At 71.1% G+C, this 22,881-nt stretch carries 28 protein-coding genes; 13 read left to right on the top strand and 15 right to left on the bottom strand.

Annotation, left to right across the window (positions count from 1 at the left end):
• Positions 1-45: 45 nt before the first annotated feature.
• The 5 genes from A4X16_RS07585 (at position 46) to A4X16_RS07565 (ending at position 3,704) form a co-directional block, all read left to right on the top strand.
• Positions 46-855, top strand: coding sequence for an EI24 domain-containing protein (locus A4X16_RS07585; RefSeq protein WP_067118787.1), 810 nt, complete (start codon positions 46-48; stop codon positions 853-855).
• Positions 855-1,628 (top strand): DNA-formamidopyrimidine glycosylase family protein, encoded by a 774-nt coding sequence (locus tag A4X16_RS07580; protein WP_067118784.1) that lies wholly within the window; start codon positions 855-857, stop codon positions 1,626-1,628. The genes A4X16_RS07585 and A4X16_RS07580 overlap by 1 nt, the downstream gene beginning before the upstream one ends.
• Positions 1,629-1,764: 136 nt before the next feature.
• A complete protein-coding gene (locus tag A4X16_RS07575; RefSeq protein WP_067118781.1) occupies positions 1,765-2,172 on the top strand; it encodes a DapH/DapD/GlmU-related protein in 408 nt (135 codons plus the stop codon).
• Between the two features lie 30 nt (positions 2,173-2,202).
• Entirely contained in the window at positions 2,203-2,940 is a 738-nt protein-coding gene (locus A4X16_RS07570) for a substrate-binding domain-containing protein (RefSeq protein ID WP_067118778.1), read from the top strand.
• Positions 2,941-2,984: 44 nt separating this feature from the next.
• Positions 2,985-3,704 (top strand): glutamine amidotransferase-related protein, encoded by a 720-nt coding sequence (locus A4X16_RS07565; RefSeq protein WP_067118775.1) that lies wholly within the window; start codon positions 2,985-2,987, stop codon positions 3,702-3,704.
• A gap of 71 nt (positions 3,705-3,775) precedes the next feature.
• On the opposite strand, the gene A4X16_RS07560 is transcribed toward A4X16_RS07565, so the two are convergent.
• Together A4X16_RS07560 and A4X16_RS07555 are read right to left on the bottom strand one after the other, a co-directional pair.
• A complete protein-coding gene (locus tag A4X16_RS07560) occupies positions 3,776-4,234 on the bottom strand; it encodes a glutaminase (protein ID WP_067118772.1) in 459 nt (152 codons plus the stop codon).
• Positions 4,231-5,442 carry a cation:proton antiporter gene (locus tag A4X16_RS07555; RefSeq protein ID WP_067118769.1) on the bottom strand — a complete coding sequence of 404 codons (1,212 nt, stop codon included), beginning with the start codon at positions 5,440-5,442 and terminating at the stop codon, positions 4,231-4,233. The genes A4X16_RS07560 and A4X16_RS07555 overlap by 4 nt, the downstream gene beginning before the upstream one ends.
• A gap of 85 nt (positions 5,443-5,527) precedes the next feature.
• On the opposite strand from A4X16_RS07555, the gene purU reads away from it, so the two are divergent.
• Entirely contained in the window at positions 5,528-6,379 is an 852-nt protein-coding gene (gene purU, locus A4X16_RS07550) for a formyltetrahydrofolate deformylase (RefSeq protein WP_067118767.1), read from the top strand.
• Between the two features lie 26 nt (positions 6,380-6,405).
• Here purU and A4X16_RS07545 read toward each other — a convergent pair whose 3' ends face one another.
• Entirely contained in the window at positions 6,406-7,452 is a 1,047-nt protein-coding gene (locus A4X16_RS07545) for an NAD(P)H-dependent flavin oxidoreductase (RefSeq protein WP_067118764.1), read from the bottom strand.
• Between the two features lie 96 nt (positions 7,453-7,548).
• On the opposite strand from A4X16_RS07545, the gene A4X16_RS07540 reads away from it, so the two are divergent.
• Both A4X16_RS07540 and A4X16_RS07535 read left to right on the top strand, forming a co-directional pair.
• Positions 7,549-7,821, top strand: a complete 273-nt coding sequence (locus A4X16_RS07540; protein ID WP_067118761.1) for a DUF6412 domain-containing protein — start codon at positions 7,549-7,551, stop codon at positions 7,819-7,821.
• 66 nt (positions 7,822-7,887) lie between these two features.
• Complete coding sequence (locus tag A4X16_RS07535) at positions 7,888-8,655, top strand: YidC/Oxa1 family membrane protein insertase (protein WP_067118758.1); 768 nt, start codon at positions 7,888-7,890, stop codon at positions 8,653-8,655.
• Between the two features lie 47 nt (positions 8,656-8,702).
• On the opposite strand, the gene A4X16_RS07530 is transcribed toward A4X16_RS07535, so the two are convergent.
• Positions 8,703-9,587 carry an SDR family oxidoreductase gene (locus tag A4X16_RS07530; protein ID WP_067118755.1) on the bottom strand — a complete coding sequence of 295 codons (885 nt, stop codon included), beginning with the start codon at positions 9,585-9,587 and terminating at the stop codon, positions 8,703-8,705.
• Between the two features lie 103 nt (positions 9,588-9,690).
• Positions 9,691-10,038, bottom strand: a complete 348-nt coding sequence (locus tag A4X16_RS07525; protein ID WP_067118753.1) for a DUF7882 family protein — start codon at positions 10,036-10,038, stop codon at positions 9,691-9,693.
• Positions 10,039-10,125: 87 nt separating this feature from the next.
• On the opposite strand from A4X16_RS07525, the gene A4X16_RS07520 reads away from it, so the two are divergent.
• Together A4X16_RS07520 and A4X16_RS07515 are read left to right on the top strand one after the other, a co-directional pair.
• Positions 10,126-10,494 carry a DUF7882 family protein gene (locus tag A4X16_RS07520; RefSeq protein WP_067118750.1) on the top strand — a complete coding sequence of 123 codons (369 nt, stop codon included), beginning with the start codon at positions 10,126-10,128 and terminating at the stop codon, positions 10,492-10,494.
• Positions 10,495-10,561: 67 nt separating this feature from the next.
• Positions 10,562-11,083, top strand: a complete 522-nt coding sequence (locus tag A4X16_RS07515; protein ID WP_067118747.1) for an FHA domain-containing protein — start codon at positions 10,562-10,564, stop codon at positions 11,081-11,083.
• On the opposite strand, the gene A4X16_RS07510 is transcribed toward A4X16_RS07515, so the two are convergent.
• Entirely contained in the window at positions 11,056-11,733 is a 678-nt protein-coding gene (locus A4X16_RS07510; protein WP_067118943.1) for a DUF6766 family protein, read from the bottom strand. The two genes, A4X16_RS07515 and A4X16_RS07510, sit on opposite strands and share 28 nt — an antisense overlap.
• Positions 11,734-11,735: 2 nt before the next feature.
• Entirely contained in the window at positions 11,736-11,867 is a 132-nt protein-coding gene (locus tag A4X16_RS18405; RefSeq protein WP_269454894.1) for a hypothetical protein, read from the bottom strand.
• Positions 11,868-12,050: 183 nt separating this feature from the next.
• Here A4X16_RS18405 and A4X16_RS07505 point away from each other — a divergent pair, with 183 nt between their 5' ends.
• On the top strand, positions 12,051-12,563 hold the full coding sequence (locus tag A4X16_RS07505; protein ID WP_067118940.1) for a CinA family protein: 513 nt from the start codon (positions 12,051-12,053) through the stop codon (positions 12,561-12,563).
• A 52-nt stretch (positions 12,564-12,615) separates the two neighbouring features.
• On the opposite strand, the gene A4X16_RS07500 is transcribed toward A4X16_RS07505, so the two are convergent.
• From A4X16_RS07500 to A4X16_RS07475, 6 genes are all read right to left on the bottom strand, one after another.
• Complete coding sequence (locus tag A4X16_RS07500; RefSeq protein WP_067118744.1) at positions 12,616-13,704, bottom strand: alcohol dehydrogenase catalytic domain-containing protein; 1,089 nt, start codon at positions 13,702-13,704, stop codon at positions 12,616-12,618.
• Positions 13,705-13,715: 11 nt separating this feature from the next.
• Positions 13,716-14,438 (bottom strand): phosphonatase-like hydrolase, encoded by a 723-nt coding sequence (locus tag A4X16_RS07495; RefSeq protein WP_067118741.1) that lies wholly within the window; start codon positions 14,436-14,438, stop codon positions 13,716-13,718.
• Entirely contained in the window at positions 14,435-15,565 is a 1,131-nt protein-coding gene (locus tag A4X16_RS07490; protein WP_067118738.1) for a TIGR03364 family FAD-dependent oxidoreductase, read from the bottom strand. Before A4X16_RS07490 ends, A4X16_RS07495 begins: the two co-directional genes overlap by 4 nt.
• The gene (gene phnE / locus A4X16_RS07485) at positions 15,562-17,304 is read right to left on the bottom strand and encodes a phosphonate ABC transporter, permease protein PhnE (protein ID WP_067118736.1); all 1,743 of its coding nucleotides are present in this window, start codon (positions 17,302-17,304) and stop codon (positions 15,562-15,564) included. Before phnE ends, A4X16_RS07490 begins: the two co-directional genes overlap by 4 nt.
• Entirely contained in the window at positions 17,301-18,143 is an 843-nt protein-coding gene (phnC, locus tag A4X16_RS07480) for a phosphonate ABC transporter ATP-binding protein (protein WP_067118733.1), read from the bottom strand. Before phnC ends, phnE begins: the two co-directional genes overlap by 4 nt.
• Positions 18,144-18,266: 123 nt before the next feature.
• The gene (locus A4X16_RS07475; protein ID WP_067118730.1) at positions 18,267-19,196 is read right to left on the bottom strand and encodes a phosphate/phosphite/phosphonate ABC transporter substrate-binding protein; all 930 of its coding nucleotides are present in this window, start codon (positions 19,194-19,196) and stop codon (positions 18,267-18,269) included.
• A gap of 168 nt (positions 19,197-19,364) precedes the next feature.
• Between A4X16_RS07475 and A4X16_RS07470 the strand changes: the two genes are divergently transcribed.
• Positions 19,365-20,108: a GntR family transcriptional regulator gene (locus A4X16_RS07470; protein WP_067118727.1), complete on the top strand. Its 744-nt coding sequence runs from the start codon at positions 19,365-19,367 to the stop codon at positions 20,106-20,108.
• A gap of 271 nt (positions 20,109-20,379) precedes the next feature.
• Here A4X16_RS07470 and A4X16_RS07465 read toward each other — a convergent pair whose 3' ends face one another.
• The gene (locus A4X16_RS07465) at positions 20,380-21,528 is read right to left on the bottom strand and encodes a sensor histidine kinase (RefSeq protein WP_067118724.1); all 1,149 of its coding nucleotides are present in this window, start codon (positions 21,526-21,528) and stop codon (positions 20,380-20,382) included.
• 226 nt (positions 21,529-21,754) lie between these two features.
• Between A4X16_RS07465 and A4X16_RS07460 the strand changes: the two genes are divergently transcribed.
• Positions 21,755-22,408, top strand: coding sequence for a response regulator (locus A4X16_RS07460; RefSeq protein ID WP_231880301.1), 654 nt, complete (start codon positions 21,755-21,757; stop codon positions 22,406-22,408).
• A gap of 23 nt (positions 22,409-22,431) precedes the next feature.
• Here the strand turns inward: A4X16_RS07460 and A4X16_RS18055 are convergent.
• A partial coding sequence (locus A4X16_RS18055; protein ID WP_197491796.1) for an HNH endonuclease signature motif containing protein occupies positions 22,432-22,881 on the bottom strand: 450 nt, incomplete at its 5' end.

Here is a 22,881-nt window from a genome sequence, read left to right as displayed (position 1 = left end):
CAGGACCTCGAGCAGGGCGCTTCGCTGTGCTCCTAGGCTGGACGCATGATCGGGGAGTTCTTCACGGGTGTCCGGATGCTGCTGCGGGGTTTCGGCACGTGGCGTCGCCGTCCCGGCCTCATGGCCCTTGGCCTCGTGCCCGCCGTCATCGCCGCGCTGCTGCTCGCCGCGGCTCTCGTGCCGCTGGCCCTGTCGCTGCCCGCGATCTCGGACTGGGCCACGCCGTTCGCCGACGGCTGGCTCGACCCCTGGCGCGGCCTCTTCCGCGGCGCGGTGAGCCTCGTCGTCTTCGTGGCGGCGCTGGCACTGGCGAGCGCCGTCTTCAGCGCCCTCGCCCTCGCGATCGGAGACCCGTTCTACCAGCGCATCTGGCGTGCGGTCGAGACCGACCTCGGCGATGCGCCCGCGACCGACGGCGGCGGATTCTGGTCCGCCGTGGGCGAGGGCATCCGCCTCGTGCTGCTCGGTGTCCTCGTCGCCGTCGTGGTGCTGCTCGTCGGCTTCGTGCCCCTCGTCGGCGGCGCCGTCGGGGCTGTGCTCGGCGTGACCCTGACGGGCCGGCTCCTCGCCCGCGAGCTCACCGGACGCGCCTTCGACGCGCGCGACCTCACTCCACTCGACCGCGCCGCGCTCTTCTCGGCGAGCAGGGCGCGCGTGCTCGGATTCGGTGTGGCGACCCAGCTGTGCTTCCTGATCCCGGGCGGTGCAGTGGTGGTCATGCCGGCCGCGGTCGCCGGATCCACGATGCTCGCGCGCTCCATGATGCAGCGAGCGCGCACGACGACGCCGCCGGCTCCCGCGGCGTCGCCGACTCTCTCGCCCCCTCCCCCTCCCCCTCCCGAGAGGCGTCCCTGATGCCCGAGGGCGACACCGTCTTCCGCACCGCTCGCCGACTCGAGGAGGCGCTGGTGGGCGCCGAGGTGACCCGCTTCGACCTGCGCGTGCCGCGGTTCGCGACGGTCGATCTGACCGGGCAGCCGATCGTCGCGTCGGTTCCGCGCGGCAAGCATCTGCTGCTGCGCATCGGCGACAGCACACTGCATTCCCATCTGCGCATGGACGGCGCCTGGCTCACGTACCGGCAGGGCGAGCGCTGGCGGCATCCGGCCTTCAAGGTGCGGGCGATCGTCGGCACCGCCGTACGCGACGCCGTCGGCATCGACCTCGCGGAGATCGAGGTCGTGCCGACGCGGGACGAGGAGCAGCTCGTCGGGTACCTCGGTCCGGATCCCCTCGGCCCCGACTGGGACGCGGAGGAGGCGGCACGCCGGCTGCACGCCGACGACCGCAGCATCCACGTCGCTCTGCTCGATCAGCGCAACGTCGCGGGCTTCGGCAACGAGTACGCCGCCGAGCTCCTGTTCCTCCGCGGGGTCCTCCCGACGACCCCGGCGCCCGAGGTCGACGTCACCGCTCTGCTCGACCTCGGCGTGCGCACGATCCGCGCCAACCGCGATCGCCGTCATCGCACCTTCACCGGCGTCGACAGGCCCGGTCAGGGGACGTGGGTCTACGGTCGCGCCGGCCGCCCCTGCCGGCGCTGCGGGACGCTCATCCGGCGCGGCGAGCAGGGCGCCGACCCGACGCGCGAGCGGATCACCTTCTGGTGTCCGGTCTGCCAGCGCTGACACGCATCCGCTCGCATCCGCCGCCCGTTGCCCGTCGCCCGTCGCCGACCCCACTCCGGCATTCATGCTCGGGAATGAATCCACCCTGCCCGTGGTTGTTGATATATCCGGGGAACTCCGGAACACGGGAGGAATCGTGGGAAAGAACTACGTCGACATCGAGAACGACCAGGGCGCCACGCTGCGGTACCGCAAGCACGCCAACGGTCGCGGTCTCGTCGCGCACGGCGCGAAGGTCCATCCGAAGGCGCACATCGAAGCGGGCGCCTACATCGAACCCGGCGCACGCGTCGGCGCCGGGGCGACCATCGCCCGCGGCGCATGGATCGAACCGGATGCCGTGATCGGCGACAACGCGCACATCGACGCGCACGCGCACATCGGCCAGGGTGCGGCGGTCGGCGACGGCGCGCACATCGGCGTCCGCACGGAGGTCGGAGCGGGAGCCCGCATCGTCCGCGGTGCGCGCATCGGCGACGACGAGACGGTGGCCGCCGGTCTGACGATCGCGACCAACCCGAAGGGTCTCTGGCTGGCAGCCTGAGACCGCGCCCGCCGCAGGTACCCTTGCCCTATGGCGACTCAGGGACGACGACCGGCGCGCGCCGGCAGAGGCGGGCCGGTGCGCCGGAACAAGGCGGCGCCGGCCGAGCGGTTCCCGCCGCCGAAGCCCGCGAAGAAGACGGCCAAAGTCGTGTTCGACGCCCCCGAGGCCGAGCCCGAGCAGCCGCGCACGTTCCGCCTCGGCGCGATCCCCGGTGCCACCCCCGGCAAGTGGATCGACGCGTGGAAGCAGAGGATGCCGCGCGTGCCGCTCGAGCTCGTGCCCCTCGCCGTCGCGGATCAGCGACAGGCGCTCGACGAGGTGGACGCCGCTCTCGTGCGTCTGCCCCTCGACGACGACGCCCTGCACGTGATCCCGCTGTACGAGGAGACGACGGTCGTCGTCGCGGCGATCGACTCGCATCTCCTCGCCGCCAACGAGCTGACGGTCGCGGACCTGGCCGGCGAGATCGTGATCGGGCTGTCCGACGACGCGCTGCGCGGCGCTGACCTCCCGGGCACGACGCCCGCCGCCTTCGACTTGCTCACGACCGAGGAGGCCATCGCGACGGCCGCGTCGGGCGTGGGGATCGTCGTCGTGCCGATGTCGCTCGCGCGGGCGCACCACCGCAAGGACGCCGAGCACCGCGTCCTCGTCGACGGCCCGACCTCCACGGTCGCCCTGGCGTGGCCGCGGGATCGCACCACACCCGACGTCGACACCTTCGTGGGCATCGTGCGCGGGCGCACGGCGAACTCGTCGCGATGACGCGCGCGGCAGGAGACCGCGCGTCCGCTCGTTAGAATCTCGAGGTGGTCTCGCTTCTCTACGTCTGCGTCCGCCCCGAGCTCGGGGCAGCGGATGCCGAGCACGCCTCGTTCCGTCGAGCGCTCGGCGTCGACGTCGTCGACCGCCTGGACCTGCTCAGCGAGCGCCTCGATCCGGCACGCCTCGCCCGCTATCGGGGCGTCGTGGTGGGCGGCTCGCCGTTCAACGTCAGCGACGCGCACAAGTCATCCGAGCAGCTGCGGGTCGAGGCCGACCTGCAGCGCCTGGCGCAGAGCGCCATAGACCGTGACATCGCCGCGTTCTTCACCTGCTTCAGCATCGGCGTCGTGACGCGCATGCTCGGCGGCGAGGTGACATCCGACACCCCGGAGTCGGCGAGCGCCACCGTGATCGAGACGACCGAGGCAGGAGCCGCCGATCCGGTCTTCGGTCCGAGCTCGCCCGCACTCACCGTCTTCACGGCGCACAAGGAGAGCGCGGTCGGCGTGCCGGACGGCGCGGTGCTGCTCGCGACGAACGCCGCGTGTCCCGTGCAGGCCTACCGCGTGGGCACCCATCTGTACGCCGCGCAGTTCCACCCCGAGCCGACGCCGCGCGACTTCGCGGACCGGATGACGTTCTACCGCTCGACCGGGTACTTCGACCCCGAGGAATTCGACGCCGTGCAGGGCCAGGTGCTCTCGGCGTCGGTCACCGAGGGCGCCGCGCTGCTCCGGCGCTTCGCGGAGACGTTCGCGGCCTGAGCACTCGCCGGCGCCTGAGCACTCGCCGGCGCCTGAGCACGTGCTCGCGGCCTGGGCACGTGCCGACGACGTCAGCCGCGGAGAAGCGACACGCGTTCGCGGAGGTATGCCTCCAACGGCATCCAGCCGCCCGCCGTGCTCCAGCGCACCGACGGCACGCCGTCGATCGACGCCAGGGGCCCCGAGGCACCCCCGGCATCGACGGCCTCGACATCGACGACCGTCCACCCGACATGGGCGACCTCTCCCTCGGCGAATCCGCCGCGCAGCGCGAGCGCCCGGCGCTCGGCGCGCTCGCGCGCGGACTCGGCGGTGTAGCCGCGTCGTCCCGGCTCCGCCGCCCGCAGCACCTCCGACGTGGCCAGCACGTGGGTCTCGGTCAGCAGCAGCACGCCGAGATGCCAGGCCTCGCCGACGCGAACGATGCGCGTGCCGCGCCACCGCGAGTCGCGCTGCTCGCCGAGCCCCTCCTTGGGGAGTCCGGCGAGGTCGCGCACGGCTGCCGCGAGCAGATCGGATGCGGTGGTCACAGCTCCCCCGGGGTCGCGGTGCGGACGCTCGGCGCCGCGAGACGATCGCGGTCGCCGCGGACGATCATGCCCGCGACGGGGAAGACGAGCACGGACAGCATCCCCGCCCCGACGAGCGCGGCCGCGATGCCGCTGTCGATCATGTCGTGGTCGACGCCGATCGCGGTGACGGCGACGATGATCGGCAGGCCGGTGGCGGCGAGCAGCGCCAGTGCCGTGCGGTCGCGGAGGCTCGCTCCGGACGGCGCCGACAGCTGCGCCGCCGATCCGCGGATCGCGAGCAGCGCCACCAGGAACAGGGGCAGCATGAGCAGCGCGGTCTGCGACGACAGCAGCGCGCCGAGGTCGAAGGTGACGCCGGTGTACAGGAAGAAGATCGGCACCAGCAGGCCGAACGCGATCGCCTCGACCTTGCTCTCCACCGCGTCGGCATCGCGCCGCGGCGCTCTCGCCATGAGGATGCGCCACACCGCTCCGGCGACGAACGCCCCGAGGAGCATGTCGAGGTCGAGGAGCACGCTGAGTCCCACCAGGGCCGCGACGAGCATCATGACCACGCGGACTCCGAACTGCTCGGACGTGTGCAGCGTGAGCCGCACGAACGCGTGCAGCGGGCCGTGCGGCATCCGACGGGCGACGAGCACCGCCAGCGCCGCGAGCGCGACGAAGGCGAGCAGCACGGCCGCGGCGATGGGCGTGGTGCGGGTGCTGAGGAAGACGGAGATCGCGATCAGCGGGAGGAACTCGCCTGCGGCGCCGATCGCGGTGACCGCGCGCCCGAACGGGGTGTCCAGCTCGCGGGCGTCCCGGAGGACCGGCATCAGTGTGCCGAGCGCGGTCGAGCTCAGCGCTATCCCGATGACGACCATGCCCTCGCCCGGCGCGAGCAGGAGTCCGACGCCGATGCCGAGCACGGCGCCGACCAGCCACCCCAGAGACGCCCGGGCGAGCGGGCGTCCCGACACCGCGCGGAAGTCGATCTCCGACCCCGCGACGAAGAACAGCATGGCCAGGCCGAAGTCGCTGAGCTTGTCGAGGACGTCCGTCGGCTCGATCCAGCCGAGCACCGCGGGGCCGGCCACGATGCCGAGCACGAGCTCGAACACGATGATGGGCACGCGCACCACGGGGCGGATGCCGCGTGCGAGAAGGGGCGCCGCGACCGCGAGCAGCGGGATGAGCACCAGTCCCACGTCGCCCGCGTCCACGCTCTCAGAGTAGCGAGTCGGCGGTCGCGATTCGCCCGGTCGTCGCATCCACGGCAGAATCGATGCACACCCTCGAGGAGTCCCCATGCCCCAGCCCGATACCGCCCGCCTGCTGATCGCCTGCGACGACCAGCCCGGCATCGTCGCCGCCGTCGCCGGCGTGCTCGCCGCTCACGGGGCGAACATCATCTCGCTCGACCAGCACTCGACCGATTCCGAGGGCGGACGGTTCTTCCAGCGCACGGTCATCCATCTTCCGGGACTCTCCGCAGCGCGCCCGGCCCTCGAGGCCGACCTCGCCGGCGTGGCCGACCGCTTCGGCATGGAGTGGTCGCTGCACGACACCGCGCGCCGCAAGCGCGTCGCCATCTTCGTGTCGAAGTACGACCACTGCCTCATGGAGCTGCTGTGGCGCACGCAGCGCGGGCAGCTCGACATCGACATCACGATGGTCGTCTCGAACCACCCGGACCTCGCCGAGGCGGTGCGCTCGTTCGGAGTGCCGTTCGTGCACATCCCGTCCGGCGACAAGGAGGCGATGGAGCAGCGTCAGCTGGAGCTGCTGCGCGGCAACGTCGATCTCGTCGTCCTCGCCCGGTACATGCAGATCCTCACCGACGGGTTCATCGAGGGCCTCGGCGCGCCGGTCATCAACATCCACCACTCCTTCCTCCCGGCCTTCATCGGCGCGAACCCCTACGCGCGCGCCAAGGACCGCGGCGTGAAGCTCATCGGCGCGACCGCGCATTACGCCACGGCCGACCTCGACGAGGGGCCGATCATCGAGCAGGACGTCACCCGGGTCACCCACTCGGAGTCCGCGGCCGAGCTGCAGCGCCGCGGGGCCGACGTCGAGCGCCTCGTGCTCGCCCGCGCCGTGCAGTGGCATGCCGAGGACCGCGTGATCGTGCACGGCCGGTCGACCGTCATCCTCTAGTCGCCCCTGCGGGCGCGCGCCCGCGGCTAGCGGGCTTCCGGCACGCCCGCCCGCAGCTCCGCGAAGACCTCCGCGGCGGTGCGGTGGCGTGCCAGCGACGCCGCCTGCCCCATCCACAGCGACTGCAGCTCGCCGAGCCCCTGCTCGACGGCCGCGGCGCGGAACCTCCCGGTGAGCCAGTTCTGCATGGGGAACGGCGCGATCGTGCCGCTCGCCTCGATGGCCCGCACCGCACGGTTGCGCGCTCCGCGTGCCAGGCGGCCGCTCATCGCGCGCGTGAGCACGGTGCCGTCCGCCGCCGTGGAGCGGATCGCATCGCGATGCCCGTCGGTCGTCGCCGACTCCTCGGTCGCGAGGAACGCGGTGCCGACCTGCACGCCCGACGCTCCGAGCGCGAAAGCGGCGGCGACGCCGCGCCGGTCGGCGATCCCGCCCGCGGCGATCACGGGCACGCCGACGGCATCCACCACCTGGGGAACGAGTGCGACCGAGCCGACCAGGGACTCCTCGGCCGGTCGCAGGAACGACACGCGGTGCCCGCCCGCCTCGAGTCCGGTCGCGACGATCGCATCGACCCCCGCCTCGTCGAGGGCGACGGCCTCCGCCACGGTGGTGGCGGTGCCCACGACCCGGATGCCGCGGCGGCGCGCCTCGTCCATGATCTCGGACCCCGGCACGCCGAACACGACGCTGAGCACGGGCGGCGCGGCCTCCCAGACCGCGTCGAGCTGCTCGTCGAGAGGCGGCAGATAGCGGTCGGGGCGCGGGGGCACCGGCACACCGACCGCCTCGTAGAACGGCTGGAGCGCCTGCGCGAAGACGCTGTGCTGTGGATTGGGCTCCACCTCGTCGCCGCGAGGCAGCCAGAGGTTCACGGCGAACGGTCGCGCCGTCGCCTCACGAAGGGCCGCGATCGTGGTGCGGATGCGGTCGCCGTCATAGCCGTACAGACCGTATCCGCCCAGCCCTCCCGCCTCGCTCACGGCCGCCGTGAGCGCGACCGAGGAGAGGCCGCCGAACGGTCCGAGGACGACAGGATGCTCGATGCCGAACAGGGCACGCAGGTCAGTCATGATCCGAGGCTACGCCCGCCGCGAGGGCCGGGGGCCGGACGACCGCCGAGTCCCGGTCCAGCCCCCGGTGCTACGCTCGCCCCGAGGGAGGCGCACATGAGCGAGTGGTTCGAGCGGATGCTCGGCTTCGTCGCGGCCGCTCTCGGCCTCGTGACCCTGCCCGATGCCACCGCACTCGGCGTCGCGATCGCGCTGGTCGCGCTCACGGTCCTCACGCTCGCCCTCGTGCTGAGCCCGGCGCCGTCGAGCGGGGGCACCTCGCCGCATCCGCTCCGGGCGATCGACGTCTCGGCCCTGCTCGCGCAGAGCGATCCTGACGCCGCCGGCCATCCGCGTCCTCGGGCGCCGGGAGTCGCCGTCTCCGCGTAGTCCCCCCGTTCTCGGGTGCGGATCGCGCGGCTTCGCCGACCCTTCCCGACACCACGAACGGACCCCATGGACATCTTCGCCTTCCCTCCTCTCACTGCCCTCCTCGACGCCGCCTACGGCGCCCTCGCCGGACTCGCCGATCTCGTCGAGCCCATCGCCGGAGCATCCGCCGCCGCTCTCGCGGTCGTGCTCGTGACGCTGGCAGTCCGCGCCGCCCTGATCCCGGTCGGGGTCTCGCAGGCGCGGGCCGAGCAGACCAGAGCGCGTCTCGCCCCACGCCTGCGCGAGCTGCAGCGTCGCCACAGGAAGAACCCCGAGCGCCTGCAGAAGGAGATGCTCGAGCTGTATCGCAGTGAGAACACGTCGCCCTTCGCCGGGATGCTGCCGGTGCTGGCGCAGGCGCCTGTCGTCGGCATCCTGTACACGCTGTTCATCCGCCCCGAGATCGCCGGCCACCCGAACGCCCTGCTCGCGCACGACCTCTTCGGGGCGCCGCTGGGCACCAGCCTCGTCTCGGCCGTGTTCGGCGGCTCGGCGTCTGCGGAGACGCTTCTCGTGTTCGGAGCGCTCATCGCCGTCATGATCGCCGTGGCCGAGATCACGCGGCGCGTGTTCCGACCGGTGGTCGGCGACGACGACTCCCCGCTGAGCTCTCCGACGATGCTGCGGATCACCGGAGCGCTCCACTACCTGACCGCCGTGTTCGCCGCGTTCGTCCCGCTCGCCGCGGCGCTGTACCTCACGGTCACCGTCGTGTGGACGCTCGTGCAGCGCGTGCTGCTGCGGCGCCGGTATCCGCTGCCGGAGCACGCAGTGGTCGCTCGCCGCGGATGACGTCGCCGGGAGGCGGGCTCCGGGGACTCCCGGAGCCCGCCTTCAGCTCACAGGTGCTTGCCGCCGGTGACGGCGAGGACGCTGCCCGAGGTGTACGACGACTCCGCCGACGCCAGATAGACGTAGGCTCCGGCGAGCTCGGCGGGCTGCCCGGCACGCCCGAGCGGGGTGTCCTGCCCGAAGGTCTGCACGCGCTCGGCCTCCCACCCGGTCGCCGGGATCAGCGGCGTCCAGATGGGTCCAGGGGCCACGGCGTTCACGCGGATGCCGCGCTCCCCCGCCTCCTCCGCGAGCGCCGACACGAAGGCGACCTGCGCGGCCTTCGTCATCGCGTAGTCGATGAGGCCGGGCGAGGGCGAGGCCGACTGCACCGAGGAGGTCACGATGATGCTCGCCCCGGGCTCGAGGTCGGCGTACGCCGCACGCGCGGTGTACACGAGTCCGAACAGGTTGGTCTCGAACACCCGCCGCATGCGCTCGGTCTCGAGGTTCTCGAAGCCGTCGATGTCGTGCTGGTACGCGGCGTTCAGCACCAGCACGTCGAGGCCGCCGAACGCGCTGCGCGTCTGCGCCACGATGTCCGTCGCGAAAGCCTCGTCGCGCACGTCGCCGGCGAGACCGAGCGCCTGGCGTCCCTCCGCGCGGATCAGGGCGAGAGTCTCGTCCGCATCCTGCTGCTCCTCGGGCATGTGCACGATGGCGACGTCCGCACCCTCACGCGCGAAGGCGATCGCGACCGCTCGCCCGATCCCGGAATCGCCTCCCGTGATGAGCGCGCGACGGCCCTCGAGCCGTCCGCGTCCGACGTAGCTCTGTTCGCCGTGGTCGGGCTCCGGCCGCATCTCCTCGGTCAGGCCCGGCTGATTCTGCTCCTGCGCGGGGAACTCGTCGTCCGTGTGCTGGGTGCGGGGGTCGGGGGCGTTCTCGGCCATGGGGTCTCCTCGTTCCTGGATCGCGGGTCGGTGATCCGTCGAGACTCGCCGCCGTGCCGACCCCTCGGGAGGGGGTTGACAGGGAACGCCGCGAACGGCCGGGTCAGAGGGGCGGAGCCGACGTCTCCGAGGCTGCGCCGCCTGCGCCGGGGGTCTCCTGCGGCTCCGGCACGAGATAGAGGCCGCTCGGCGAGTTCGCGGTGAACGCGAGCGCCTCGATCCAGGCGCGGTTGATGGAGGGCTGACGGCTCCCGAAGTACTTGAAGACGAGCGAGCTGCCGGGCTGGATCCACACCGTGGTGCGTCCGCCGCCGACGCTGGCGTCCTCGCGCCAGCTGAAGGGGAACGGCTCCGCGCGACGCAGCTTGGCCGTGATCACGAGCTGCAGGTGCGTGAGAGCGCGGTCCTCGATCTCGCTCTTCACGCTGCCCTCGTAGATGAACTTGCCCATGAAGGCCTCTCCTCTGCTGTTCTTCCGTCACGCACGCCGCCCGACAACGGCTGTCGGCGCCGTCATCATCGGCGTAGCGTCGATCCTATGGGAATGATCTATTACGACGGTGCGGACAACCCGATCCCGATCGAAGATCGCGCGCTCGCGCACCTCAAGGTGGTGATCGCCACCAAGCTCCGACGCAACGAGAGCTTCACCCTGAGCTGGCGGCACCCGGAGGGTCAGGATCACGGTCGCACCACCATCTGGCTGCACCCGTCCATCCCGCTGCGCTTCATCTTCGACGAGGCCGAGCCGGTCGAGCTGCGTCCGGAATGGATCGCGGCGATGGCCAACTCGGCCAACAGCACCGGCGGCATCACCCTGGTCCCCGAGGACATGGTCCCGCCGGCGGGCGCCGACGGCCACGTGTCGGACGACGATGCGGATGCGATCAGGGAGGCGGCGCAGTGAAGTCAACCCCCTCGCGACGATCGGGCGCCAGGCCTACGGTGGGAGCAGACTGCGAGGAGGCCTGACCATGAACGCACGCCACATCGACGACCGCCCCGACGAGGGCTACGTCCCCACCACGACCCACGCGGAGTTCGGCGCCGGCAACCCCCGGCTGCGCGTCCGGCGCGACGGCGAGCGCGCCGAGTTCGCTCTCGAGGCGGATGTCGTGCGGATCGGCTCGGCCGCCGACAACGAGCTCCGGCTCGCCGACTCCGACCCGGTGCACGCGACCATCACGCATGACGACCGCGACGAGTACGTCCTCGAGCTCCACGGCGCCGGGGAGATGAACTCGAACCCGGACGCCACGGCGACGCATCCGGGCGACCACAGCCAGACGCTGCGCACCGGCGCGAGCTTCACCGTCGGCCCGTGGGAGCTGGTGTTCGCGCGGGACGAGTACGCCGATCACGGACGCCCGTACGGCGGTCGCCTCGGCGGCGAGTACTCCGACCAGCCCCTGCAGCCGCCGCACCCCGACTACTCCGAGGAGGCCTCGGTGCACACCGACGCGCCGACTCACTCGGACTCCGCCGACGAGACGTGATGCGGCACGCCGACCGGCTTCGACTCGGCTGATCCGCGCTGCCGCAGGTAGATCGAGAAGGCCACCATGGTGCCGACCGCCAGGAACTCGGACTGCCAGTTCTGCAGCGTGCGGTCCCAGAAGTCCGACGACAAGATGTAGTCCAGCCACGTGATGGCGGCGGCGCCGTGCATGGCGTTCTCCTCGTTCATCACGACGGTGCCCGCCAGCGACTGAGCGAGCCAGGACAGCAGGAAGATCACGCCCATGACCGTCAGCAGCGAGTTCCCGTAGATCGTCGCGCGCACGCCCCCCGCCCGAGCCCAGCGCGGGGAGTCGCGCCGCGCGTGACTGCCGACGCGCTGATCCGCGTCGGAGCCGGGCCCCTCGTCACCGGGCTTCTTGGACTCCGGGGAGCCCCGCTGGATCAGCCAGATGGTCGCGGCGATGAACAGGAAGAACTGCAGGAACTCGGACTGCCAGTTCTCCGCGACGTCGACGAGGAAGTCCGACGACGTCACGAACTCGCCGAATCCGATCGGGGGCTGGCCGTGATTCGCCAGCTCGGCGCCGTTGCGGAGGAACCCGGCGATCGACTGCCCCACCAGCGCGAGCACGAAGAGCGCCAGGAAGAAGATGCTGAGGCCGTTGTCGCGAACTGCTCTGCGCATGATCATCGACCTGCCAGCGGGGTGACGATCATCACGACGAGGCCTGAGGCGATCAGACCGGCCCAGATCCAGAACACGGCGCGCATGCCGACGGTGTCGCGGGCGCCCTCCTTCTCGCTCCCCTGCATGGACACGAGGTACCTCCGTTCACTTGCTGTGGCCTCACAGTCCCGCTCGGCGGTGGGGGGATCGAGGGGCTTGACGAGAGCACCGCGGGTTGTCAATCCCCGTGTTCCGTGCCCGCGGCCGCCTCTACGGTCACTGGGGAGCCGGTGAGGACGCCCGGACAGCACGCCGTCCACGACGAGGGAGAGACGATGACGATCGATCGAGAGCTGGAGCGCCTGAGCGAGGTCGCCCGCGAGCGCGGACTGCGCGTGTGCGTGGTCGAGTCCCTCACCTCGGGACGTCTGGCGAACACGATCGGCGCCGGCGAGAGCGCGGGCGAGTGGTTCGCCGGCGGCGTCGTGGCGTACTTCACGGACATCAAGGAGCGGCTGCTCGGCCTCACTCCCGGCACGGACCCCGTCTCGGCCGAATGCGCCGAGCAGCTCGCGGACGGAGCACGGCGGCTGTTCGACGCCGATCTGTGCGTCTCGACGACGGGCGTGGGCGGTCCCGGTGGCGACGGCGGGCACGCGGCCGGCACCGTCTACGTCGGCTGGGCGTCGACCGAGGGCATCGGACACCGGATGCTGGCGCTCGAGGGCGACCCTCAGCAGATCCTCGACGAGACGGTCGACACCGCGACCAGGCTCCTCGCATTCCATGCGGAGGGTCTGCGCCAGCCAGGGCCCCGCCGCGTCGGCACCGCGTCGTCCCCGGACTGAGCGCGGCCCGACGGCCCCCACCGAGCGCGGCCCGACGACCCCGACCGACCCGTCAGCGGCTCGGGACGAGTCCGATCCGCAGCGGCGCGTCGGCGACGGATGCCGCGGCGATCGCGTCGTCGATCGCCGTCAGCTGACGGACCTCTCCGACGGCGTCGGCGAACGGGTATGCCCTGCCGCGCCCGGCGAGGAACGCCACGGCCTCGGCGAGCTCCTGTCCCGTGTAGTTGTGCACTCCGGTCACGGTGACGAGCCGGCGCACGATGTCCTCCGCGTCGAGAGGCACGGGATCGGCCGGGAACACGCTGCCGACGAGCACGACGGTCCCTCCCGTGGCGACCCCCGCGACAGCATCCGCCACCGCGTGCCCCGAGGCCTCGATGACGACGTCCGGCTCGCGGTCGAGAGGTGCCGCGCCGAAGCGCGACGCGAGCGCCGTACGCGTCGGATTGGGGTCGAGCACCTCGACCGCCGCGCCGAGATCCGCGGCGATCGCGGCGGCCGTGAGCCCCACGAGCCCGGCACCGTGCACGCGCACCGCGGCGCCGTCGAGGTCCTGGTCGCGGGCCGCGCGCGCGACCGCCGCCCACGCCGTCGCAGTCGCGCACGACGCCGGCGCGAGCACCGAGGCGGGCAGCGACTCCGGCACCCGCACGACGGCGGTCCCGGCGCGCACCTGCACGTGGCTCCCGAAGGCGCCGGTGAGGTCGCCGTGGACGCCGATGCGGTCGTGGCCGTACTTGCCCAGCGTCCGGCACTTCTGCGTGAGACCCCGGACGCACCGGTCGCAGGAGCCGCACGAGATCGTCACCGACCACACCACCCGGTCGCCGATGCGCAGCGGCGAGCCGTCGACCGCCTCCGCGCCGCAGTCGCCGGTGGCGATCACGCGCCCCACGCACTCATGGCCGAGCACGAGAGGCACGGGCGCGGAGCGCCGCCCGTGCACGGTGTGCACGTCGGAGCCGCAGATGGTCGACATCTCCACCGCCACGAGGATGTCGCGATCGCCCAGGGCCACGCCCGGGACCGCGATCATCTCGTGGGGGTGTCCTTCGCCGATCCACACCATGGCCACAGCCGCAGGCCGCAGCGCGACGTCGCGGCGATGACCGGGGGGACGCACCAGCACAGTGCCCATGTCGCACCGCCTCAGGTGGTGGCGACGAGGGGCAGCAGGTCGCGCTCGGCGAGGGCGCCGCGCAGCGCCGCGACGTCGGCGAGCACCGCATCCGCTCCCGCTGCGGTCAACGCGTCGCGGTCGTGCGCTCCCGTGAGGACGCCGGCCACGAAGCCCGCGCCGGCCCGGCGGCCCGATTCCACGTCGCTGACGGTGTCGCCGACCACCGCAACGGCGGAGACCGCCGAGGTCCCGGTGCGCAGGACGGCGGTGAGCACGAGGTCCGGCGCGGGGCGACCGCGACCGGCGTCGACGGGCGAGAGCGCCAGGTCGACGAGTCCGCGCCAGCCGAGGCCGTCGAGAAGCGCATCGCGCGTCACGGGGGCGAACCCGGTCGTGAGCACCACCGAGAGGCCGGCGTCCTTCAGCTCGCGGATGGCGTCGGCCGCTCCGGGGATCGCGGTGACCCCCTGCTCGTCGACGATCTCGGCGTAGGCGCCCTCGAACGCGGCGGTCGCACGCGCCGCCGCCTCCCGGTCCCCGCCCGCGAGGTGCGTGAAGACGTCGATCTTGGACTGGCCCATGGTGACCCGCACGTAGTCGAGCGCGTCGTCCCACGGCATCCGCTCGGCGACGCCGGTGCGCTCCGCCGCCCGCTGGAAGGCCTGTTCGACGATGCCGTCGTCGACCACGGTGGTGCCGGCCATGTCCAGCACCACCAGCTCGGTCCTGGTGATCTCGAGTGCAGCGGTCATGATGTTCCTTCCATCGCGGGTGTCCACCCGAAGGCGGCGGTGAGATTCTCCTCGGCGAGCCCCAGCCCCGTCGTCATTCCGATGCCGGTGGTCGCGGCGAGCACCAGCACCCCCTCGTCGACCCGATCGATGAGGAAGTCCTGCGGCGCCGTGGCGTAGACGCCCTGCCAGCGCTCGAGCACGCGCGGCGCCGGCATCTCGAACAGCGCCTCAGCCTCGGCGAGGAACGCGGTGAACGCGGCCTCGGGCTGGAACGGCGCGGGCGAGACCGCCGCCGTGTGCGAATCGCCGATGATGAGCGTGCCGTCCGGCAGCTGCGTGTACATCTGATTCAGGTCGAGCGCCGCCAGATCGGGACGCTCCCCGTGCAGCCGCTCGCGCAGCACGGCCGCGGACGACGAGTCCGCGAATCGGCCGTAGCGCACGAGGGACCACCCGGTGAGCAGCGGGGCGGACAGCGGATGCCGGAGCGTCACGGCGGCGCGCATCATGTCGAGCGCGCAGCGCACGACCCCCGCCTCCTCTGCGACGCCCGGCAGGAGCTGGTCGATGTCGTGCCCCGTCGCCACGACGATCGCGCCCGCGCCGATCGGTCCCCGCGTCGTCTGCACCCGGCCCCGCTCCACCGCCGTGACGGCGGTGCGGAAGCGGAACTCGACGCCGGACTCGGCCAGATGGCGGACGATCGCGCCGGCCGCCGAGCGCGGATCGGTCTGCAGGTCGGTCTCGATGTGCGCACCGCCCACGAGCCCCTCCGCGCGCAGCGGGGCGAGGCGGAGCAGCTCGTCCGCATCCAGCATCCGGATGCCGCCGTCGACGGACGCCTGTGCGAGCACCGCCAGCTCGTCGTCGTGGCGGGCCGCGACGAGCGTGCCCGACTCGCGGAGCCAGAACCCGGCGTCGCGCGCCAGCCGGAGCCACAGCTCGCGCGACGCATCGGCGTACCGCCGCGCATCGCCGCCCTGCGCCCCGATGCAGAGGTGCCCGAAGTTGCGGATCGTCGCCCCGACGGGTGCGTCGGTGCGGTCGACGACGATGACGCTCAGTCCGCGGCGCACAGCCGCGTAGGCGGCGCCGAGGCCGACGATGCCAGATCCGACGACGACGAGGTCAGCGGTGTCGCTCACCGGAACACCTTCCTCATCCACATCGCGAGCCCCTCGACCACCAGGACGGTGACGAGGATCATCAGCACGATCGCCGTGACCGTCTCGTACCGCGAGCCCTGGCTGGCGTTCAGCAGGTAGTAGCCGACCCCGCCGCCGCCGACGATGCCGAGGATGGTCGCCGCGCGGATGTTCGTGTCGAACATGTAGAAGCTGTGACCGATCAGGGCCTGCATCCCCTGCGGCACGGTGGCCGAGGCGTAGGTCTGCAGGCGCGTGGCGCCCACCGCCCTGAGGGCGCGCTCCGGCCCGCGATCGACCTCCTCGAACGAGTCGGCGATGAGCTTGCCGAGCAGTCCGATGCCGCCGATCGCCAGCGCGATCACTCCCGCCTGCGCGCCGAGTCCGGTGATCACCACGAGCACGATCGCGAGGATCAGCTCGGGGATGCCGCGGATGCCGACGAGCAGGAAGCGTGCGGCGCCGCGGATGCCGGAGTTCGGCGCGACGTTGCTCGCGGCCAGCGATCCGAGCAGCAGCGAGGGCAGCAGGGTGAGCACGGTCGCCGCGAGGGCGATCGCCACCGTGTCGACCATGGCGGAGACCATCACGGCTGCGTCGTAGCTGCCGAAGGACGGCGGCCAGAACCTCGCCGCGACCTCGGGCAGCTTGGCCCAGAAGGTGAAGAAGTCGCCCCAGTTGATCTGGCTGACGACGACGCTGCCGACCACGACGAGCACGGCGACGACGCCGCCGATGGCGGTGCGCACGCGCTCGGCCGTCCACGGGCGGCGCACGGCGGTCTGCGGTGTGGCCGCCCAGGCGGGGCGGTCGGCGTGCCCGGCGGGCGCCGCGCCGGCATCCTGCAGACGGGGGTGGAGGATGCGGTCGATCCACGAGCGGGTGTGCTTCTGCGTGCCGAGCATGGCGCCGCGCACCATGCTGGAGACGACCTCCATCGCGATGCACAGGATGAAGATGACGAGCGCGATGCCCAGGCCCTTGCCGTAGTTCAGCGCCTTGAACGCGTAGGACATCTCGAGGCCGAGCCCCGCGACGCCGACGTAGCCGAGCACGACACTGCCGCGCAGGTTGATGTCGTTGCGGTGCAGCACGGTGGCGACCCAGCTGGGCAGCACCTGCGGCAGGATGCCGGAGGTGAACTCCTGCAGCTTCGATCCGCCGGCGGCACGGATCGCGAGTCGGGGCCCCTCGTCGATCTGCTCGATCGCGTCGGCGAACATCTTCGAGATCATCCCGATCGAGTGGATGCCGATCGCGAGGATGCCGGGGAGGGTGCCGAGCGAGAACATGAGCACGAAGGCCATGGCGAGCACCACGTCGGGGAGCGCACGGGTCAGCACCCCGACGAACCGGGCGGCGGCGCGCCATCCGGTGCCGGGCGTGGTGTTGGCCGCCGCGAGGTAGGCGATCGGCACCGACAGCACCGCCGCGAGCAGGGTGCCGACGAGAACGAGCCCGACCGTGAGGGCGATCAGCCAGGCCAGGTCGCCGGGCTCGGGGAACGACAGGCCACCCACCCGGGCGATGAAGTTCTCGGCGTTGCCCCAGCTCTGCACCATCGCGGGGATCGAGATGCCCACCTCGTTGACGGCGAGCACACCGAGCACGACGAGGGCGACGAGCGTCAGCGATGCCGCGATGCGCTCGGGCGGGACGGGGCGCTTCGGCGCGCGCGCCCCCACATCGGCGCCCCTGCCCTGCGGGGCGCGGCCCGCGGGTGCCTCGAGGAGCGTCACGGGACCGGCGCCGCGTCGGGGGCGACGTCGGCCGCGCTCACCGCGAGTTCGAGCTCGACGGCCTGGATCTCGGCGGTCGACGTCGCGACCCGGCCGTAGATCTCCATGACCTCCGCCTTGGTGAGGTCGGTCGTCGGCGTGTCGAGCACGACCTCGCCGTGCCGGAGGCCGACGATGCGGTCGGCCCACGAGATCGCGAGGTCGACCTGGTGCAGGCTGCAGACCACGGTCAGGCCCTCGTCGGCCGCGATCTCGCGGATGAGCGCCATGACCTGGTCGCTGGACTCGGGGTCGAGCGAGGCGACCGGCTCGTCGGCGAGCAGGATGTCGGGCTTCTGCATGAGTGCGCGGGCGATGGCGACGCGCTGCTGCTGACCGCCGGAGAGCGTGTCGCTGCGCTGGTAGGCGCGATCGAGGAGCCCGACGCGATCGAGGTGCTCGAGGGCGCGCAGCTTCGACGACCTCGCGTAGCCCCAGAGTCCGAGGCGGGGGCCGGTGACCGACGAGAGCGAGCCGGTGAGGACGTTCTCGAGCACCGTCAGCGAGGGAACGAGCTCGAACTGCTGGAAGATGAAGCCCACGCGGCTGCGCAGCGAGCGCAGAGCCTTGCCCTTGAGGGCCGGGACCTGCTGGCCGAGCACCTCGACCGACCCGGACGTCGGAACCTCCAGGCCGTCGAGGTGCCGCAGGAGGGTCGACTTGCCGGATCCGGAGAGGCCCAGCAGCACGACGATCTCGCCGCGCGCGACCTGCAGCGAGGCGCCCTTCAGTGCGGTGGTCGACCCGAAGGTCTTGGTCACGCCGTCGAGGCGGATCAGGGCATCGGCTGCCGCGTTCATGTCAGGTCTCTCTCCTGGAAGGTCGTGCTCGGGGTGGTGTCGTGCAGAGTCTCTGCGGGTGAGCGCCCTTCACCCGGTGAGAGGCGAAGGGCGCTCGGGGACCGTGGGGTCAGTGGGCCTTCGTCAGGCCTTGCACTGCTCCGCCTCGGTCTCCTTGCAGATGTCGCGGATGAGGTCGTAGTACGCGTCGTCGACCGGCTTGGTCGCGTAGAAGACGCTGCGGAACGAGTCGGTGTCGGCGCTGTCGATGCCGGCCGCGATGATGTCGTCGATCGTGATCTCGGCGAGGCCGTCGATGAGTGCCGACGACACGTCGTCGGGCAGCGTCGACGAGTAGACGAGCGGCGCACCGGGCACCATGGTCTCGTCGATGACCTTCACGGCATCCGACTTCTCGACCTCGGAGTCCTCGGCGAACCCGACCTCGCACTCGACGCCTTCGCCGACCTTCTGCACGCTGACGTCGTGCTTGCCCGCGAAGACCGGGGTGATGTCGGTCTTCGGGTCGACGCCCGCCTCGAGCAGGTTGTAGGAGGGGAAGAGGTAGCCCGACGTGGACGACGGGTCGACGAAGCAGACCTTCTTGCCGGCGAAGTCCTCGATGCTGTCGATGTCGCTGTCGGCGGGGACGATCGCCTGCGAGTAGTAGCCGGGCTCCTGGCCCTCCTCGGTCACGATCGAGGAGATCGGGGTCAGCTTCGCGCCGTTGTTGGTGGCGGTGACGTACGTGAAGCCGGAGAAGGACGCGACGTCGACCTTGCCGGCGACGGCTGCCTCGATGAGCGCGGCGTAGTCGGTGGACTCGTGGTACTCGACGGTCTTGCCGGAGATCTCGGCGATGTAGTCCATGAGCGGCTGGTAGTTGGTCTCGGTGTCCACCGAGTCGGGGACGACGCCGAAGACGAGGGTGTTCTCATCGACGGCGAAGCCGCTGCCGGAGGACGTGTCCTCAGCACCGGCGTTGCCGGTGGCCTCTGCGGAACCGGAGCAGGCGGCGAGGCCGAGCGCGAGGATCGCGGCGCCGGCGAGGACGGGGAGAGCGCGGAGCTTCATGAGGACCTTTCAGGGTGAGGGAGGTGATCCACATGCCACTCTGACACTCGCTCGACGGAGATATGTACCTAACTTGGAAGAGTTCAGGCGCCGTTCACCCGGGATTCGTCGGGATGAACGGTCTCAGAACGCTGGCTCGACGGATGCCGCGCCAAGTAGTATGCCTATGTGGCAGAAGCTGTATACACCCAGATCGCCGACGAGCTGAGGCAGCAGATCCTCGGCGGCGTCCTGCGTCCCGGTGACGACGTGCCGACGGAGTCCGAGCTCGCCGAACGGTGGCGCACCTCGAGAGGGCCGATCCGGAACGCCCTCGCGGCCCTCCGCGGCGAGGGACTCATCGAGACCGGGCGAGGACGGCCGGCGCGGGTCGTCGCCGTCAAGGCGAGCCAGGCCGTCGACGTGTCGGTGCCCTTCACGCGCTGGGCGCGAGAGCTCGGCGTGACTCCCGGTGCGCAGACCCAGGAGCTCAGCCTGCGGCGGGCGGGCGACCGCGCCGAGGCCCTCGGGGTCTCCCCCGACGACACGATCGTGGGGGTCGTGCGCCTCCGCCTTCTGGACGGACGTCCGACGATGCTCGAGCGCCTCTTCTTCACCGAGGCCGCAGGGCGGCGCCTGTTCGAGATCGACCCGGACGAGGTCTCGATCACGGAGTACCTGGCATCGGTGGGACATCCGATCGTCGGACTCCAGCATCAGATCGATGCGGTCGCGGCGGACGAGCAGGACGCGACGCTCCTCCGGGTGCCGCAGGGGACGCCTATCCTGCGACTGAGCCGGACCTCGCGCGACGCGAACGGTCGGATCTTCGAGGCCTCGGAGGACCGGTACCTCAGCGAGGTCGTGCGCTTCACCGTGGCGGCATCCGGCATATCGACGGACGGCCACTACATGCGCGCCGTCGGAGGATGAGCCTCCGGGCGATCGCATCCTCTCGTTTCTGAGAGAAGCCGATCGCGAGCGCGATGGGGATCAGATTCCAAAGACCGCGCTCGCGATCACAGCGCTGGGGATGCGCTATTTCTGGGGTGATACCAATGTAAGCGCCGGGATACACCATGGAACACGGTCTTGAGTCGAGACCTGACCTAGACCTTTGGCTAGTATTTCCGCGTTATCCGCTCGTTTCCGCGCAGATTCGGGTGCGGCGGACGCTGTCCGGGGCGCTGCGAGCGAGCCTCCGTCAACTGCGAGCGATGGGGAGCTGCGCGGAGACGACCCAGCGGCCGTCGATCTCTCCGGCGTCGAACGTTCCGCTCGCACCCAGGACGCGCTCGGCCATGCGTCCGATCCCGGTGCGGCTCGACGAGAGCTCCCGGCGGGGAGTGGCGGAGAGGGGACTGCTCACGGTGAGGGCGGCCGAGTCGTCGCTCACGTCGAGGTCGATCGCGATCTCGCCGCGACCGGCGTACTTCAGGGCGTTCGTCGCGGATTCCCGCATGATGCGCGCGAGGATGATCTCCGCGGCGCGGGGGATGCGCTCGTCGGCGGGGTCGCCGTCGACGCGCACGGTGTGGCCGGCGGACTCGAACTCCTCTGCGGCCTCCTCGATCGAGGCGGCGAGGTCGCCGGCCGGCATGCCGGACGCACGGGGGCCGTCGTCGGCGAGGTCGATCACGAACCGGAGATCGGTCATGGCCTTGCGGGCGGCGATGCGGATGGCTTCCTGGGAAGACGCGCTCGCCGTGTCGTCGTCGAGCATCTGCACGTGCAGCGAGACGACGGTCAGGTGGTGCGCGATGCTGTCGTGCAGTTCACCGGCGATCCATCGCCTCTCGGCGAGGACTGCCTGACGTTCCTGCTCCGCCTTCTCGGCGAGCTCGACCTCGAGTCTGCGGCCTCGGGCGAAGGCCAGACGCAGTGCGTAGCCGACCGCGCCCGAGACGACCGCGAGGATGAGGTAGATGCCGACGTTGACCGGATCCTCCGTCTCGGCGTACGCCACGACGGCGGACGCGAGGAGGAAGACTCCGGCGTAGGAGAGGATCAGCGACGTCCAGCCCAGTCGCATGATCAGGCCGGCCGCGAATGCGGCGACCGTCAGCACCTGGGTCTCCGTTCCGGAGACGAAGGACACCGCGAAGACAGCTGCGGTGACGCAACTTGCGATGAGGGGCGACCAGAGATACAAGGCCAGCAATCCCGTGGATGCGATGCTGACCGCTGCCGCCAGGGGGTCCACCCCTGGGGGGAGAAACAGGCCTATGACGTCGAGAAGGACGATGATGCCGACCACCGCCAGGACGGCGATGCGTTCGATCGCGCTCAGCTTCTCACCTCGCACGAGGCGAAGGATGTCGGAGCGGTCTCGACTCGGGGGGTCGAAAGCCATGCTTCAGTATCTCCTATTCGCCAGGTAGATTAGCGATAGAGACCGAAGAAGTGACCAACCTGCTGCCAGAAAGTCATAGAAATTCACCTCCGTAGTTGAACTTTTGTGAAGTAATGAGTTCATCCTCTCGGTGATCTGCGGCGGGCACATCTGTCTTTCAGCTAGACCTCAATGGCCAAAGGTCTAGCCCTCCACATCCGGGGGTCCACCCGGTTAGGCTCTCTCCATGCCCGATATCCGCGTAGTGATCGTCGACGACGACCCCCTGGTGCGTTCAGCGCTCTCGCACTTCGTGTCTCGCGACCCCGAGATCACCGTCATCGCGGAGGCCGAGACGGGCCTGGAAGGCATCGACACCGTCGAGCGCGAGCGTCCCGATGTCGTGATGATGGACGTGCAGATGCCTGAGATGAACGGCATCGAGGCCACGGCGGTGATCAGCGAGCGCTGGCCCGAGGTGAAGATCCTCGCGGTGACGACCCTCGACGGCAGCGACACGGTGCTCCCGATGCTGAGCGCGGGCGCGTCGGGGTACATGCTCAAGGACTCCAGCGCTGCGAGCATCGTCGCCGCAGTGCGCGAGGTGTACAGCGGGGCGAGCTCGCTGTCGCCGAGGATCGCATCCCTCCTCATCAAGCACGTGCGCGACAACGAGCCGATCGCCACGGACGGCACCCTCGAGGAGTTGACGGACCGTGAGCAGGAGGTCCTGCAGCGTCTGGCGCAGGGCATGTCCAACGCGGAGATCGCCCGGTCTCTCATCGTGTCCGAGGGAACCGTGAAGGCTCATCTCGGCCGCATCATGTCGAAGTGGCACGTTCGCGACCGCGTGCAGATCCTCGTCACGGCCGCTCACGCGGGTCTCGTCGAGTTCCGCTGACGCACGACGGTCATCCGTGAGCGTCAGCTCGCGCGCGCGAACGAACGGGCGGCATGACGGGGGCGGCGTGCCTCGCTGAGGGTGGGTGTGCGCCATCGTCGGGCGGGGTCCCACCAGGCGGGTCCGCGGACTTCGGGGATGCCGTCGTGCATGCGGATCTCCCACCCGGAGGTGTCGAGGGAGCGGTGGTGCCACCAGCACAACGGAACACCGTTGTCGGTATGGGTGGGGCCGCCTCTGGCGTGCTCGGTGACGTGGTGGATCTCGCACCAGGACGCCGGAACGTGACAGCCCGGGATCAGGCACTCCTTGTCKCGGGCGATGATCGCCCGGCGTTGATGCACGGTGAACACCCGGTTCGTGGTGTCGATGCCGACGATGCGCCCCCGATCGAACAGGACACGCTGGATCGTGCCCGTGCAGCCCACGTGCGCGGCGACGCTCACGGGGACCTGCCCCCACCCGCCCTGCAC

Origin of the sequence: Microbacterium sp. H83 (assembly GCF_001650405.1) — a bacterium.
In the GTDB taxonomy this organism is placed as follows: Bacteria; Actinomycetota; Actinomycetes; order Actinomycetales; family Microbacteriaceae; genus Microbacterium.
This window is presented reverse-complemented; position numbering and strand designations above follow the sequence as displayed.